At 70.4% G+C, this 13,776-nt stretch carries 9 protein-coding genes; all 9 read left to right on the top strand.

Annotation, left to right across the window (positions count from 1 at the left end):
- The first annotated feature begins 9 nt into the window (after positions 1 to 9).
- The 9 genes from AC06E6_RS03100 to AC06E6_RS03060 all read left to right on the top strand — a co-directional run bounded on the left by AC06E6_RS03100 (position 10) and on the right by AC06E6_RS03060 (position 13,681).
- Positions 10 to 393: a response regulator gene (locus AC06E6_RS03100; RefSeq protein ID WP_104938842.1), complete on the top strand. Its 384-nt coding sequence runs from the start codon at positions 10 to 12 to the stop codon at positions 391 to 393.
- Positions 386 to 1,834, top strand: coding sequence for a sigma-54 dependent transcriptional regulator (locus AC06E6_RS03095; protein WP_478060302.1), 1,449 nt, complete (start codon positions 386 to 388; stop codon positions 1,832 to 1,834). The genes AC06E6_RS03100 and AC06E6_RS03095 overlap by 8 nt, the downstream gene beginning before the upstream one ends.
- A gap of 85 nt (positions 1,835 to 1,919) precedes the next feature.
- Positions 1,920 to 2,372, top strand: a complete 453-nt coding sequence (locus AC06E6_RS03090; protein WP_161614454.1) for an FAD synthase family protein — start codon at positions 1,920 to 1,922, stop codon at positions 2,370 to 2,372.
- Positions 2,373 to 2,455: 83 nt separating this feature from the next.
- Entirely contained in the window at positions 2,456 to 4,885 is a 2,430-nt protein-coding gene (locus tag AC06E6_RS03085) for an FkbM family methyltransferase (protein ID WP_478060299.1), read from the top strand.
- Positions 4,882 to 6,162 (top strand): ATP-grasp domain-containing protein, encoded by a 1,281-nt coding sequence (locus AC06E6_RS03080; RefSeq protein ID WP_478060298.1) that lies wholly within the window; start codon positions 4,882 to 4,884, stop codon positions 6,160 to 6,162. The genes AC06E6_RS03085 and AC06E6_RS03080 overlap by 4 nt, the downstream gene beginning before the upstream one ends.
- A complete protein-coding gene (locus AC06E6_RS03075; RefSeq protein ID WP_478060296.1) occupies positions 6,159 to 7,673 on the top strand; it encodes a glycosyltransferase in 1,515 nt (504 codons plus the stop codon). The genes AC06E6_RS03080 and AC06E6_RS03075 overlap by 4 nt, the downstream gene beginning before the upstream one ends.
- Before the next feature lie 80 nt (positions 7,674 to 7,753).
- Positions 7,754 to 8,884, top strand: coding sequence for a DegT/DnrJ/EryC1/StrS family aminotransferase (locus tag AC06E6_RS03070; RefSeq protein WP_161614450.1), 1,131 nt, complete (start codon positions 7,754 to 7,756; stop codon positions 8,882 to 8,884).
- 16 nt (positions 8,885 to 8,900) lie between these two features.
- Positions 8,901 to 10,163: a CDP-glycerol glycerophosphotransferase family protein gene (locus AC06E6_RS03065; RefSeq protein ID WP_478060294.1), complete on the top strand. Its 1,263-nt coding sequence runs from the start codon at positions 8,901 to 8,903 to the stop codon at positions 10,161 to 10,163.
- Positions 10,164 to 10,168: 5 nt separating this feature from the next.
- The gene (locus AC06E6_RS03060; RefSeq protein WP_478060292.1) at positions 10,169 to 13,681 is read left to right on the top strand and encodes a glycosyltransferase; all 3,513 of its coding nucleotides are present in this window, start codon (positions 10,169 to 10,171) and stop codon (positions 13,679 to 13,681) included.
- Positions 13,682 to 13,776: the final 95 nt, after the last annotated feature.

The following is a 13,776-nucleotide window of genomic DNA, read 5'->3' as shown; positions in this document are numbered from 1 at the left end:
AGGAAATCCATGAGCAAGCTCACCGTTCTGCTGGTCGACGACCACGAAGGCTTCATCAACGCGGCCATGCGCCACTTCCGCAAGGTCGACTGGCTGCAGGTGGTCGGCAGCGCCGCCAATGGCCTGGAGGCGATCGAGCGCTCCGAGGCGCTGCGCCCGCAGGTGGTGCTGATGGACCTGGCGATGCCGGAGATGGGCGGGCTGCAGGCCACGCGCCTGATCAAGACCCAGGACGAGCCGCCCTACATCGTGATCGCCAGCCATTTCGACGACGCCGAGCACCGCGAGCACGCCCAGCGTGCCGGCGCCGACAACTTCGTCAGCAAGCTGTCCTACATCCAGGAGGTCATGCCGATCCTGGAGCACGTCAGGCAGGAACAGGGCCATGAGTGAATCGCGCATCCTCGTGATCGACAGCGAGGGCGTCCGCGCCGAACGCACGGTGGCGCTGCTGGAGTTCATGGACCTCAACCCGCGCTGGGTCACCGACGTGGGCGACATCGATACCAGCCGCCACCGCGTCAACGACTGGATGGCGCTGGTGGTGGGCACCATCGAGGACCCGGCGCGCGCCATGCCGTTCTTCCACTGGCTGGCCGGCACCGGCATGCCGCCGGTGCTGCTGGCCGAAGGCGACCCGCTGGCGTTCGCGCGCCACTACGCCCTGCACGAGGCCAACGTCTGGCCGCTGGAGCAGCCGATGCGCCACGCGCAGATGGAGGCGCTGCTGCGCCGCGCCAGCCTCAGGCGGCTGGACGCCGAGCACCATGCCGGCGGCGGCGAGGACACCGGCCCCACCGGCACCAGCCCGGCGGTGACCGAGCTGCGCCAGCTGATCGAGCAGGTGGCCGGGTTCGACACCACCGTGCTGGTGCTGGGTGAGTCGGGCACCGGCAAGGAAGTGGTGTCGCGCGCCATCCACCAGCGCTCGCCGCGGCGCGACGGCCCGTTCGTGGCCATCAACTGCGGCGCGATCCCGCCGGACCTGCTGGAAAGCGAGCTGTTCGGCCACGAAAAGGGCGCCTTCACCGGTGCGCTGAGCGCGCGCAAGGGCCGTTTCGAGATGGCCGAGGGCGGCACCCTGCTGCTGGACGAGATCGGCGACATGAGCCTGCCGATGCAGGTCAAGCTGCTGCGCGTGCTGCAGGAGCGCAGCTTCGAGCGCGTCGGCGGCAACCAGACCATCCGCTGCAACGTGCGGGTGATCGCCGCGACCCACCGCAACCTGGAAACGCGCATCGCCGAAGGCAAGTTCCGCGAGGACCTGTTCTACCGCCTGAACGTGTTCCCGATCGACGTGCCGGCGCTGCGCGAACGCATCGCCGACATCCCGGCGCTGGTGGAAACCATCGCCGCGCAGCTGGCGCGCACCGGCCGTGGTGAGGTCCGCTTCGCCGCCGAAGCGCTGCAGGCGCTGGCCGCCTACCGCTGGCCGGGCAACGTGCGCGAACTGACCAACCTGGTCGAACGCCTGGCGGTGCTGCACCCGGGCGGGCTGGTGCGGGTGCAGGACCTGCCCGCGCGCTACCGCAGCGAGGCAGCGCCGCCGCCGGTGGCGCTGGACGACGAGCGGCCGCTGGCCAGCCTGTCCGCCAGCCCGGCGCCGGCATCGCCGCCCGCCGCGGCCGCCGCGCCGGTGCCGGTGCAACTGCCCGACGACGGCCTGGACCTGCGCGACCACATGGCCGGCATCGAGCTGAAGCTGATCAACGAAGCCCTCGAGCGCACCCAGGGCGTGGTCGCCCACGCCGCGCAGCTGCTCGGCCTGCGCCGCACCACCCTGGTGGAGAAACTGCGCAAGTACGGGATCGACCGCGAGCAGGCGGCGGACTGAGGCCGCCGTCCGCGCGGGCCGGCAGCGGCAACGGCACGGAACTTGCCTGATGCAGGCCGACCATGGCTGCCTGGATTCCCCGCTCATGACGCTTGTTCTGACCTACGGCACGTTCGACCTTCTGCACGTGGGTCACGTCAATCTGCTGCGTCGCGCCCGCGCATTGGGCGACCGGCTCGTGGTCGGCCTGTCCTCGGACCGGTTCAACGCCATCAAGAACAAGACGGCCACCCAATGCTATGCGGACCGCGAGGCGGTGCTTCGCGCCATCCGCTACGTCGACGATGTGTTTCCCGAGGACAGCTGGGAACAGAAGGCCGCCGACATCCGCCGCCATGGCGCGGCGATCCTGGTGATGGGCTCGGACTGGACCGGGCATTTCGACGCCCTGTCGTGCCACTGCGAGGTCCGCTACCTGCCCCGCACCGAGGACATCTCCAGTTCCTCGCTGAAGGCCAGGATCCGCCGTGACCCCGCAGAGGCGGCCGTCGCCGGGGCGCCGCGGATCGGCAGTCCGCTGCTGGGCGGTGCGCGCTGATGCGCCCGGTGTTCGACATCCGCCCCGCGGCCGGAGACGCGGAACATGGGCTCCTGCTTTCGCTGCAGCCCGGCCCGCCGCGGATGAGCGGGCTGCGCCTGCGTTCGCGTGACGGTGCTCGGGTCCTGTCCCTGCATTTCCACCGCGAGGGCGACACGGTCCGGGCGGAGCTGCCGGTCGCCCCGCTGCTGGAAGATCGCCCGCTGCGCTGGGATGTCCAGGCCGAGCTGGACGGCAACGGCGTGTTCGAGCCGTTGATCGGCACGACCGGCACGACCATCCCCCGCCATTTCTTCCAGCAGGCGATCGGTGAGCACGGGATCTCGGCCTACCTGAGCGACAGCGTCAGTTCGCTGGCGCTGTTCACCGCGCCGTCGCAGCAGCACGCCTACACCGTGGACGCCGAGAACACGCGTGCCGCGTTCCCCATGCTGCTGGAGGAGCTGCCGCTGCAGGAGGACCTGGTCCTGTTCGAGAGCTTCCTGGGCAAGGCATACGCGGGCAATCCCCGCTATATCCATGAAGCGCTGCGGCGGATGCGTCCGGACCTGCGCTGCGTCTGGGCCTACAACGGCGACACGCCCATCCCCGGCAATCCCGCGCGCGTGCGCCGCGGCTCGGCCGCCTACCACCGGCTGCTTGCCCAGGCCAGGTACCGCGTCAACAACATCCTGTTCACCGCGCATGGCCGCAAGCCGGACACCCGCTACCTCCAGACCTGGCACGGCACCCCGCTCAAGCGGCTGGGATACGACATCGACGTCGCCGGCCCCGAGGTCGACGCCCGCGACAACCTGTACCGCGAGTCGCGCGCCTGGACCCACCTGCTGAGCGCCAACAGCTACTCCAGCGCCGTGCTGCGCCGTGCCTTCCGCTACGAGGGCGACGTGCTGGAAACCGGCTATCCGCTGACCGACCCGCTGGCCGCCGTGGACGGCGGACGCACGGACGTCCTCCGCCGCCTGGATCTCCCGCTCGATCGCCGTTACGTGCTGTACGCCCCGACCTGGCGCGACGACCGCCAGGTCGGCCACTGGCAGTTCGACCTCGACCTGCGGCTGGACGTCGCCCGGGTGGCCGCGGCACTGGCGCCGGACCAGATGCTGCTCGTCCGTGCGCACCACCTGGTGAGCGGCGGCCTCGGGGACCGGCCACTGCCGGCCAACGTCCGCGACGTGTCGCACGTGGATGATGCGACCGACCTGTGCGTCATCGCCGACGTGCTGGTGACCGACTATTCGTCGATCTTCTTCGATTTCGCCACCAGCGGCCGCCCGATCCTGTTCTACTGCTACGACCTCGACCAGTATGCGCAGCGGATCCGCGGCTTCTACCTGGACATGGAGCAGGACCTGCCGGGCCCGATCGCGCGCAGCACCGACGCGCTGATCGCCCTGCTGGCCGACCTGCCCGCGGTCCAGGCCGCCCACGCCGAACGGTATGCCGCGTTCCGCCAGCGCTTCTGCGCGCTCAACGACGGCAGGGCCGCCGCGCGCGTGGTCGATGCGTTCTTCGGCCCGTTCCCGGCGACAAACCGCTTCATGACCGACCTGGTGGCGCTGGGCATCGGTGGCGCGGCGGACGACGACGCCCGCCTGCAACGCCTGATCCAGCGCTACCTGGCTGATTCGGATGCGATCTCAACGCTGCTCTACGAACGCCTGCAACCGGCCGAGCAACAGCGTTTCCTGGTGTGGTTCCTCAAGCGCTGGGCCGGCATTGATCGCATCGACCCGGCCGAGATGGCGTTCTACAACGCCGAGGTGGAGCGCATCCGGCAGGCGGAGCGGCCCCCGGTCGAGATCGACGGCGGCCACTACGTGCTGCAGGACATGCGCCCGCAGGGCCATGATTTCCGCCTGGCCACCTATGCCTGGGCGCTGAGCATCCATGACGTGCTGTTCGACCAGTACCAGGACGAAGGTTTCCGGGTGCAGCCGGGCGACGTCATCATCGATGCCGGCGGCTTCATCGGCGACACCGCCGCACTGTTCTGCGCCAAGACCGGCGGCGACTGCCAGGTGCACGCATTCGAACTGCTGGACGAGAGCATCGCCCTGTTCCGCTACAACAATGCGCTGAACGGTATCAGCGACCGCGTCGTGCTCAACAAGCTGGCCCTGTCCGACCACAGCCAGGGTTCGCTGGTGATCAAGCAGGCCAGGCTGCAGGGCGCGACGTCGGTCGAGCCCGGCGACGGGCCGGGCGAGCGCATTCCAACCATCACCCTTGACGACTATGTCGCCCGGCACGGGCTGCAGCGGGTGGACCTGATCAAGATGGACATCGAGGGGTCGGAGATCCCGGCCCTGTACGGGGCCGTGCAGACCATCCGCCGCTTCCGCCCCAAGCTGGCGCTGTGCCTGTACCACAAGTGGGACGACGTGCTGACCATCCCGCGCTTCATCGCCGGGCTCGGCATCCCCTACCGCTTCAACTTCAAATGGGTGCAGCTGCCACAGGGCTGGGAGGCCGTCCTGCTGGCCCAGCCGTGCGAGGACGCAGGCCCATGACGGTGAACGTGCTGGTGTTTCCGTGCGGGTCGGAGATCGGCCTGGAGATCCATGCCGCCCTGCGCCATGCCAAGGACATCTGCCTGCATGGCGCGTCCTCGGTATCGGACCATGGTGAGTTCGTCTATGCGCGTTACCGCCAGATCGCGGCGCAGGCCGGTTCGGCCGAGCTGGTGCCCCAGCTCAACGCGCTGATCGATGCGTGGGACATCGACCTGGTGGTGCCGGCGCACGACAGCGTGATCCCGGTACTCGCCGACAACCAGCAGCAGCTGCACGCCCCGGCGATGGTGCCCGACCCGGCCATCGCCGCCATCTGCCGCAACAAGAACCGGACCTATGCACGACTGCAGCACCTGGGCATCGTGCCGCGCGGCGTCGAACCGGGCACCGCCGATTACCCGATCTTCGCCAAACCGGCGGTCGGCCAGGGCAGCCAGGGCGCCGAGCGGGTGGACGATGAAGCACGCCACCGGCAACTGGCCGGCAGCGGCGTCGAGTACGTCTTCAGCGAATACCTGCCCGGTACCGAGTACACCGTGGACTGCATCTCCAGCGCCGAGGGCACCCTGCTGCACGCCGCCGCCCGCGTCCGCGGCCGGGTGAAGTCCGGGATCAGCGTACGCACCGAACCGGCGGCGGCCGATCCCGGGCTGGAGGCGATGGCGCGGGCCATCGCCGCCGAACTGCGCCTGAAGGGGGCCTGGTTCTTCCAGGCCCGGCGCGACCGCCACGGCGTGCCCAAGCTGCTGGAGGTCGCCCCCCGCATCGCCGGGTCCATGGCATTGAACCGCATGCGCGGCATCAACTACCCCCTGCTGGGCATCTACGCCTACCTGGGAAAGCCCTTCAGCGTGCTGCCCCAGCACTACCCGCTGGTCATGGACCGCGCGCTGGGCAACCGCTGGCGGGCGCAGCTGGCCTACGAGCGGGTCTATCTGGACCTGGACGACACCCTGCTGGTGCGCGGCACCCCGGAGCCGCAGGTGATGGCGCTGCTGTACCAGTGGAGCGCCCACGGCATCCCGGTGGTACTGGTCACCCGCCATGCCTCCGCACCGGAGCAGACGCTCGCGCGGCACCGCATCTGCGCCGACCTGTTCGAGCGGATCGTGCACCTGCGCGACGGTTCGCCCAAGAGCGCCGTGATCCCGCCCGGCGAAGCGGCCATCTTCATCGACGATGCCTACCGCGAACGCGCCGACGTGGCGTCCACCCGCGGCATCCCGGTATTCGACGTGGATGCGCTGGAACAGTTGAGGGAGCTTCGCGCATGAGCCTGGAACGCATCGTCGACGCCGACCAGGCGCCCCTGCTTTCCATCGTGGTGCTGGTCTACAACACCGCGCCGTACCTGTCCGAATGCTTCGACTCGCTGCTGCAGCAGGACTACCGCGACATCGAGATCATCGCCATCGACGACGGCAGCAGCGACGACAGCCTGGCGATCTGCCGCGACTACGAGGCGCGCCACCCGAACTTCCGCTGCATCGGCAAGCACAACGAAGGTGGCGCGGTTTCAGGCAACCTCGGCGTGTCGCTGGCGCGCGGGCGCTACGTGGCGCTGGTCGACTCCGACGACGTGGTCACCCGCGATGGCTACCGCCTGCTGATGGAACAGGCGCTGCAGGCCGACGCCGACATCGTCATCGGCCGTGCGGCACGACTGCAGGATGGCAGGCTCTCGTCGGTGGCCTTCCTGTATGAGCCGTATGTCTGGTCGCGGCGCCGCCGCTTCGATTCGGTGAACGAGTTCCCCGACGTCATCCACGACTGCTTCTACTGGAACAAGGTATTCCGCACCGCGTTCCTGCGGGAGCACGGACTCGGCATGGTGCCGGGCCTGCTGTATGCGGACCGCCCGTTCGTGCACCGCGCCTACTGGTACAGCCGGCGCACGGTGATCATTCCCGAGCTGGTCTACCACTGGCGGCGGCGCCCGGAAGGCGCCACGGCCTCCATTTCGCAGAACATCCGCCAGGCCGACAACTTCATTGATCGCATTCATTCGATGAAGCTGGAGTGGCATGACTTCGACGACGTTCCCGCAGCAGCCGGTTACCGCCGTGCGATCGCCGTGGCCAACCTGCAGCGTGCGCTGCACGCCGCGCCGGGCATCGTGGCATCTCCAACCTTTCGCAAGGTATTCATCGAGCAGATGCAGGCACTGCTCGCACTGTATGGCGAGCTGGACTGCAGGTCGCTGGGGGCCAGGCGCTGCCTTTACCTGGAGCTGATCAGGCGCGGCGAGGTCGAAGCCCTGTGCTTCCTGCTCGGCGTGACCAGTGAACGGGGCTGGATCGCGGAAATCGACGGCGCCTGTTACTGGAAGCAACCGTTCCTGGACAACCCGGAGGTCCCGCTGCCGCGGGCCGCCATGCGCCTGGAGTTCCCCAACATCGGCTTCTTCCGCCTGCGCGACATCTGCCTGGGCGAGGACAGCCTGGACCTGACCCTGGACCTTCATGACCGCATCATGGAAGGCTGCGCGGTCTGGTTCGAGCTGCATTCGATCCAGGGCGAAGGCAGCTGGGAGTTCCAGCCGGAAGGGCGGATCGGCGAGCACCGCTGGCGCTACCGGCTGGACCTGCGGGGCCGCGAATGCAGGCCAGGCAGCCTGTACGGGCTGGTCCTGCACTATCGCACAGGCGACGGCATCCACGGCCGCTACCGCATCGGTCCGGCGATGGTCCCGCCCGGATGGCCCGCCTCGCTGCCGCTGCGCTCATCGCTGGGCAGCCTGATGTTCTCGCCGGAGGCCGGCGGCCTGGGCCTGGCCGTCAACTGACCGGCGCCGCCCCCGGCACGGGAGTTGCATGTTCCCGCACGCCGGCATTCCGCCGACGCCATGCCCCCGGCCCGCCCGCGATGATCCCCAAGAAGCCGACCCCGGTCACCAGCCCGCTGCTGCCCCCGCTGGAAGAGTTCGTGCCCTACCTGGAGCGGATCTGGGAGAGCCGCATCCTGACCAACGGCGGCAGCATGCACCAGGCGCTGGAGAAGGCGCTGTGCGCCTACCTCGGGGTCGAGCACATCGCGCTGTTCGCCAATGGCACGCTGGCGCTGGTCACCGCCCTGCAGTCGCTGCGCATCACCGGCGAGGTGATCACCACGCCGTACTCGTTCGTGGCCACCGCCCATTCGCTGCTGTGGAACGGCATCAAGCCGGTGTTCGTGGACGTCGACCCGGTCACCTTCAACCTCGATCCGGCCCGGATCGAGGCCGCGATCACGCCCCAGACCACGGCCATCATGCCGGTGCACTGCTATGGCACGCCCTGCGACGTGGACGCCATCGGCCGCATCGCCGACAACTACAACCTGCGGGTGATCTACGACGCCGCGCATGCCTTCGCGGTCGGCGACACCCGCGGCAGCGTGCTGCGGCACGGCGACCTGTCGGTGCTCAGCTTCCATGCCACCAAGGTGTTCAACACCTTCGAGGGTGGCGCCATCATCTGCCCGGACGCGCGTACCAAGCAGCGCATCGACCACCTGAAGAACTTCGGCTTCGTCAACGAGACCACCGTGGTGGCGCCGGGCATCAACGGCAAGATGAACGAGGTCAGCGCCGCGTTCGGCCTGCTCCAGCTCAAGCACATCGACCGTGCGCTGGAACGTCGCGCCGCGATCGACGCGCTGTACCGCCAGCGCCTGGCGGGCATCGCCGGCATCCGGTGCCTGGCACGGCCCGCGGACGTGCGCCACAACCACGCCTACTTCCCGGTGCTGGTGGGCGACGACTACCCGTTGCAGCGCGACGAGCTTTACCACCTGCTTCGCGCCGAACACATCCTAGTGCGGCGCTACTTCTACCCGCTGATCAGCGAGTTCCCGATGTACCGCGGCTTCGCGTCCGCGGCGCCGGACAACCTGCCGGTGGCGCACGCCGCCGCCCGCCAGGTGCTGTGCCTGCCGATCCACCCGGACCTGTCCGATGCCGAAGTCGGCCGGATCTGCGAGCTGCTGACCGCACATGCGCGGGTTCGCGCCGCGTGATGCGAGGCCGGCCGTGATGCCTGCGTGGCTGGGGGTGCCGCTGCTGCTGGCGTGGCGGCTGCTGGACCTGCTGGTGCCCAAGCGCCGCGACCATTGGGCGTTCTTCGACCATCCGCTCAAGCCGGGCCAGTTCATCGAGAACGCACGCGCGGTCTTCGAGCAGGTAAAGGACGACCCGCGGGTGCACTGCCGGGTGTTCGTGCGCGGTGGCCAGCGGCCCCTGGACGTGAGCGAGCACGCGCACGTGCGCGTGCTCCGCCTGGACTCGCCGCGGGGGCTGTGGGCGCTCGCCCGCTGCGGCGTGCTGCTGCTGACCAACTCCACCGCGCTGGACATGTCGCTGGCCTGGCGCAACGGCGGCTACGCCGCGCCACGGCCGTGGCTCCGGCGGCGCGTCACCGTCAACCTCTGGCATGGCATTCCGCTGAAGCGGCTGTTCGCGCTGGCCAACCCGGACCAGCGCCAGCATGGCGACCGCGACCGGCACCGGCGCCGCGAACGCCGCTTCTACACCGGGCTGGTCGCGTCCTCGACCATCGACGCGCACGCGATGGCGGCGATCTTCCATCCGCTGCCCCCGACCAACGTCTGGGTTACCGGGCTGCCGCGCAACGATTTCCTGCGCATCGCCGAGGACGCACTCCCCGCCGGCCTGCGCGACGAGCTCGCGCGCGTGCGGGCGCTGCGCGGCCGTCGCCGGCTGGTGCTGTACGCCCCCACCTACCGCGATGCCAGCGTCGCCGCCGAGCGCAGCTACCGCTTCAGCGATGACGAGGTCGTCCAGCTGCGCCAGGTCCTGCAGCGCCATGGCGCGGTGTTGGGGCTGCGCAGCCACTATCTGGTCAACGGCCCGGCGGCGCTGGACCCGGTGCGCCACCTCGATGGCGAGGTGCTGCTGGACCTGGGCCACGCGCAGTTCCAGGAGATCGCGCCGCTGCTGCGCGAAAGCGCGCTGGTCATCACCGACTACTCCTCGGTCTACATCGACGCGCTCTACCTGGGCCTGCCGGTACTCGGCTTCGCCTACGACCTGGAGCACTACCGCACCCGCCAGAATGGGCTGCTGTATGACCTTGACCTGGCGTTTCCGGGGCCGATGACCACGACCTTCGCGGCGCTGCTGGCCGCGCTGGATGCCGTGCTGGCGCAGCCGCAGTACCACCCCGACGAACGCTACCTCACCGCCCGCCGCCTGTTCTTCCAGCACCTGGACGCCGACAACTCGCGGCGCGTGGTGCAACGGATCCACGCCGCGGTCGCCGAAAACCACCCCGCCTGATGCCCATGAACCCACCCCCTTCCACTGCTCCGCTGGTCAGCGTGGTGATACCGGCCTACAAGGCCCGCTGGCTGCCGCAGGCGCTGGAAAGCGTGCGCCGGCAGACCCATCGCCCGCTGGAGGTCGTGGTCTGCGACGATTCGGCAACGGGCCACGTGCAGGCCGCGGTGGAGGCCTTCGCCGCGCGCGCGGACTTTCCGGTGCGCTACGCGCGCAACCCCGAGCGGCTGTGGGAAATGCGCAGCACCGCGCGCGCGATCGGCCTGGCCGAGAGTGAGTACATCAAGTTCCTGCACGACGACGACGTGCTGCACGAGGACTGCATCGCCACCCTGCTGGAGTCGTTCGCGCAGGTTCCCGGCCTGGCGCTGGCGACCGCCCGCCGGCGGCTCGTCGACGAGGCCGGGATGCCGCTGCCCGATGAACTGCCCACGGCGTTCCCGGCCGACCATGACGTATGCATCGACGGCCGCGACCTGATCGATTTCTTCGCCGACCACACCCTCAATTTCCTCGGCGAGCCCAGCGTGGCCCTGTGCCGGCGCGCGCCCCTGCTGGCGATGGGCGACCAGCTGGCCGTCCTCGACGGCGTCCGCATCGCCTGGCTCGCCGACCTGTCGCTGTACGTCAAGCTGCTGCGGCACGGCGCGGTGGCGATCAGCGCCCGGCCGCTGGTCGACTTCCGCATTTCCCGCCAGCAGTTCAGCCAGCGCGGGCGTGACCAGCCGGGTATCGCCGACGACTGGCACGAGACGTTCCGCCAGGCGCTGCGGCGGCTTGGCTGGTACCGCGGGGGCGACACCCGGCAGGTGGCCCTGGCACCGCTGGACGGCAGCCAGCCCGCGCGGAAGGTCGATCTGCCGCAGGCACTGGAACAGGCCTTGGCCATCGCCCAGGCGCGCTGGCCGCTGCTGGACTGGCAGGCACGGCGCCGGCTCACCGCCGCGCAGTGGCGGGCACTGCAGGCCAGCCTGCGCCGCCTGCCCCGGCCCTGCCTGGAGATCGCCATCCGCGCCGGCGGCCAGTCCGCCGCCGACCTGCGGCGCACGCAGGCCAGCGTGGCCCGATACGCCACCGCCGACGATGCGATCCGCGGCTGCGTGATCGGCGCGCCGCCGTCCGCGGCGGCGGGTCGCATGGGCACCCGCTACCTTGCCGCGGACACGCCGATGGACGAGGTGCTGCGGACCAGTCCGGCCCAGTGGGTCCTGTTCGTGGATGCCGGCACAGAGTTCCATGTTTTTGGACTGGACCGGCTGCTGGTCGAACTCGCGCGCAGCGACGCGGCGGTGCGCGCCCTCTACGCCGACGAGTGGCACCAGGATGCACGCGGCGACCTGGCACCGGCGCTGCGCCCCGACCTCAACCTCGACCTGCTGCTCGGCAACCCGGCGATGCTGGCCGGGCACTGGGTGTTCCGTCGCGAGGCGGTGCTCGCCGCCGGCGGTTTCGACGCCGGGGCCGGCGACGCCGCGGAACTGGACCTGATCCTGCGCCTGGTCGAGCACGGCGGCCTGGACGGCATCGCCCACCTGCCCGAGCCGCTGCTGACCTGCGCGCCGCCGCGCCTGGACCGGCTTGCGCAGCAGCGCGCCATCCGCCGCCACCTGCACGCGCGCGGCTATCCCGGCGCAACACTGGAAAGCGCCGGCGACGGGCTGTACCGCATCGACTATGGCCACGACCGGCAGCCGCCGGTTTCGATGGTGCTGGCGGTCGCGGCGGACACCGCGCTGGCCACGCTGGAACGCTGCGTGGTGTCGTTGCTGGAAAAGACCGCGTATCCGAACTACGAGCTGCTGCTGGTCGACAACGGCGCCGGCGCCGACGTCCGCCAGTGGATGCAGCAGGTGGAGGCGCTGGCCGCCGGCCGGGTGCGCGCGTTCGCCTTCGATCCGCCGCTGGCCCATGCCGCCGCCTGCAACCTGGCCGCCAGCCAGGCCGCCGGCGAGTTCCTGCTGTTCCTGCGTCCGCAGGTAGCGGCGCTGCAGCCGCAGTGGCTGCACGCGCTGCTCAACCACGGGCTGCGTCCGGAAGTCGGCATCGTCGGCGGCAAGACCATCTCCGCCGACGGCACGGTCACCCACGCCGGGCTGGTGCCCGGGCTGCTGTGCAGTGGCGGCCGCGCCTTCGCCGGCTCGCCGATGGACGCGCCCGGCTACATGCACCGGCTGCAGGTGGCGCAGGACTATTCGGCGGTCGCCGACAGCTGCCTGCTGGTCGGCACCGCGCTGTTCGCCGAACTCGACGGTTTCGACCATGCCGCCTTCGCCGACGAAGGCGCCGACGTCGACCTGTGCCTGCGCGCGCGCCAGCGCGGTTACCTCACGGTATGGACGCCGCACGCGCTGCTGCTGCATTCGGTGGCGGCCGCACCGCTGCCGGCTACCGCCACCGATGCGCTGCTGGAACGCTGGCTGCCGGCGCTCGCGCACGACCCGGCCTACAACCCCAGCCTGCGGCTGGACGTGGCCGGCGGCTTCCGCCTGGGCGAATCGGACTTCTCCTGGCAACCGCTGCCGTGGCGGCCGATGCCGCGCGTGCTCGCGCACCCGGCCGATCCCTGGGGCAGCGGCCAGTACCGGGTGATCCAGCCGTTCGAGGCGCTGCGCGCCGCCGGCCATGCCGAGGGCGCGCTCTACGCCACGTTGCTGGACCCGGTCGAACAGGCCCGCATCGATCCCGACGTGGTGGTGCTGCAGCGCCGGATTTCCGACGAGGACCTGGAACGGATGCGGCGCATGCCGCGCTTCTCGAAGGCGCTCAGGATCTACGAACTGGACGACTACCTGCCGAACCTGCCGGCCAAGAGCGCGCACCGCGAACACATGCCGCGCGACATCCTGCGCACCCTGCGCCAGGCGTTCGCGCGGGTCGACCGGGTGGTGGTCTCCACCCCGGCGCTGGCCGAGGCCCTGGCCGGCCTGCACCCGGACATCCGCATTGCCGGCAACCGGCTGCCGCCGGGCTGGTGGCGGGGACTGCCGGCGCCGCGCCGCGGCAGCGGCCCGCGTCCGCGGGTGGGCTGGGCCGGTGGCGTGGGCCATACCGGCGACCTGGAGATGGTCGCCGACGTGGTGGCCGAACTGGCACGCGAGGTGGACTGGGTGTTCTTCGGCATGTGCCCGGAACGCCTGCGTCCGCACGTGGCCGAGTTCCATCCCGGCGTCGACATCCAGGCCTACCCGCGCTACCTGGCCCGTCTCGACCTGGACCTGGCGATCGCGCCGCTCGAGCAGAACCGCTTCAACGAATGCAAGAGCAACCTGCGCCTGCTGGAGTACGGCGCCTGCGCGGTGCCGGTGGTGTGCAGCGACGTCGGCCCCTACCGCGACGACGCGCTGCCGGTGACCCGGGTGCGCAACCGCCACCGCGACTGGGTCGGGGCGATCCGCGAGCAGCTGGCCGACGCCGGCGCGCGTGCCGCCGCCGGCGACGCGCTGCGCGCGGTGGTGCACCACGACTGGATGCTGGCCGATGCCGGGCTGGCGCAGTGGCAGGCGGCCTGGCTGCCCTGAACTGCATTCCCCCTGCCCGGCGCCGGTTTCCCGGCTGCTGATGCCCGCCGCCGGGCGGCACACCGGCGGGCTCTCCCGCGCCTCGACGGCAGCGG

Source organism: Stenotrophomonas sp. Steno-Z10-HUANG, from assembly GCF_056393075.1.
The sequence above is the reverse complement of the archived record's forward strand: the minus strand, read 5'-3'. Positions and strand labels throughout refer to the sequence as shown.

What these genes read in the sequence shown, in the direction of transcription:
- AC06E6_RS03100 (WP_104938842.1), top strand. Translation starts at nt 10, where the DNA reads ATGAGCAAGCTCACCGTTCTGCTGGTCGACGACCACGAAGGCTTCATC.
- AC06E6_RS03095 (WP_478060302.1), top strand. Translation starts at nt 386, where the DNA reads ATGAGTGAATCGCGCATCCTCGTGATCGACAGCGAGGGCGTCCGCGCC.
- AC06E6_RS03090 (WP_161614454.1), top strand. Translation starts at nt 1,920, where the DNA reads ATGACGCTTGTTCTGACCTACGGCACGTTCGACCTTCTGCACGTGGGT.
- AC06E6_RS03085 (WP_478060299.1), top strand. Translation starts at nt 2,456, where the DNA reads ATGAGCGGGCTGCGCCTGCGTTCGCGTGACGGTGCTCGGGTCCTGTCC.
- AC06E6_RS03080 (WP_478060298.1), top strand. Translation starts at nt 4,882, where the DNA reads ATGACGGTGAACGTGCTGGTGTTTCCGTGCGGGTCGGAGATCGGCCTG.
- AC06E6_RS03075 (WP_478060296.1), top strand. Translation starts at nt 6,159, where the DNA reads ATGAGCCTGGAACGCATCGTCGACGCCGACCAGGCGCCCCTGCTTTCC.
- AC06E6_RS03070 (WP_161614450.1), top strand. Translation starts at nt 7,754, where the DNA reads ATGATCCCCAAGAAGCCGACCCCGGTCACCAGCCCGCTGCTGCCCCCG.
- AC06E6_RS03065 (WP_478060294.1), top strand. Translation starts at nt 8,901, where the DNA reads ATGCCTGCGTGGCTGGGGGTGCCGCTGCTGCTGGCGTGGCGGCTGCTG.
- AC06E6_RS03060 (WP_478060292.1), top strand. Translation starts at nt 10,169, where the DNA reads ATGAACCCACCCCCTTCCACTGCTCCGCTGGTCAGCGTGGTGATACCG.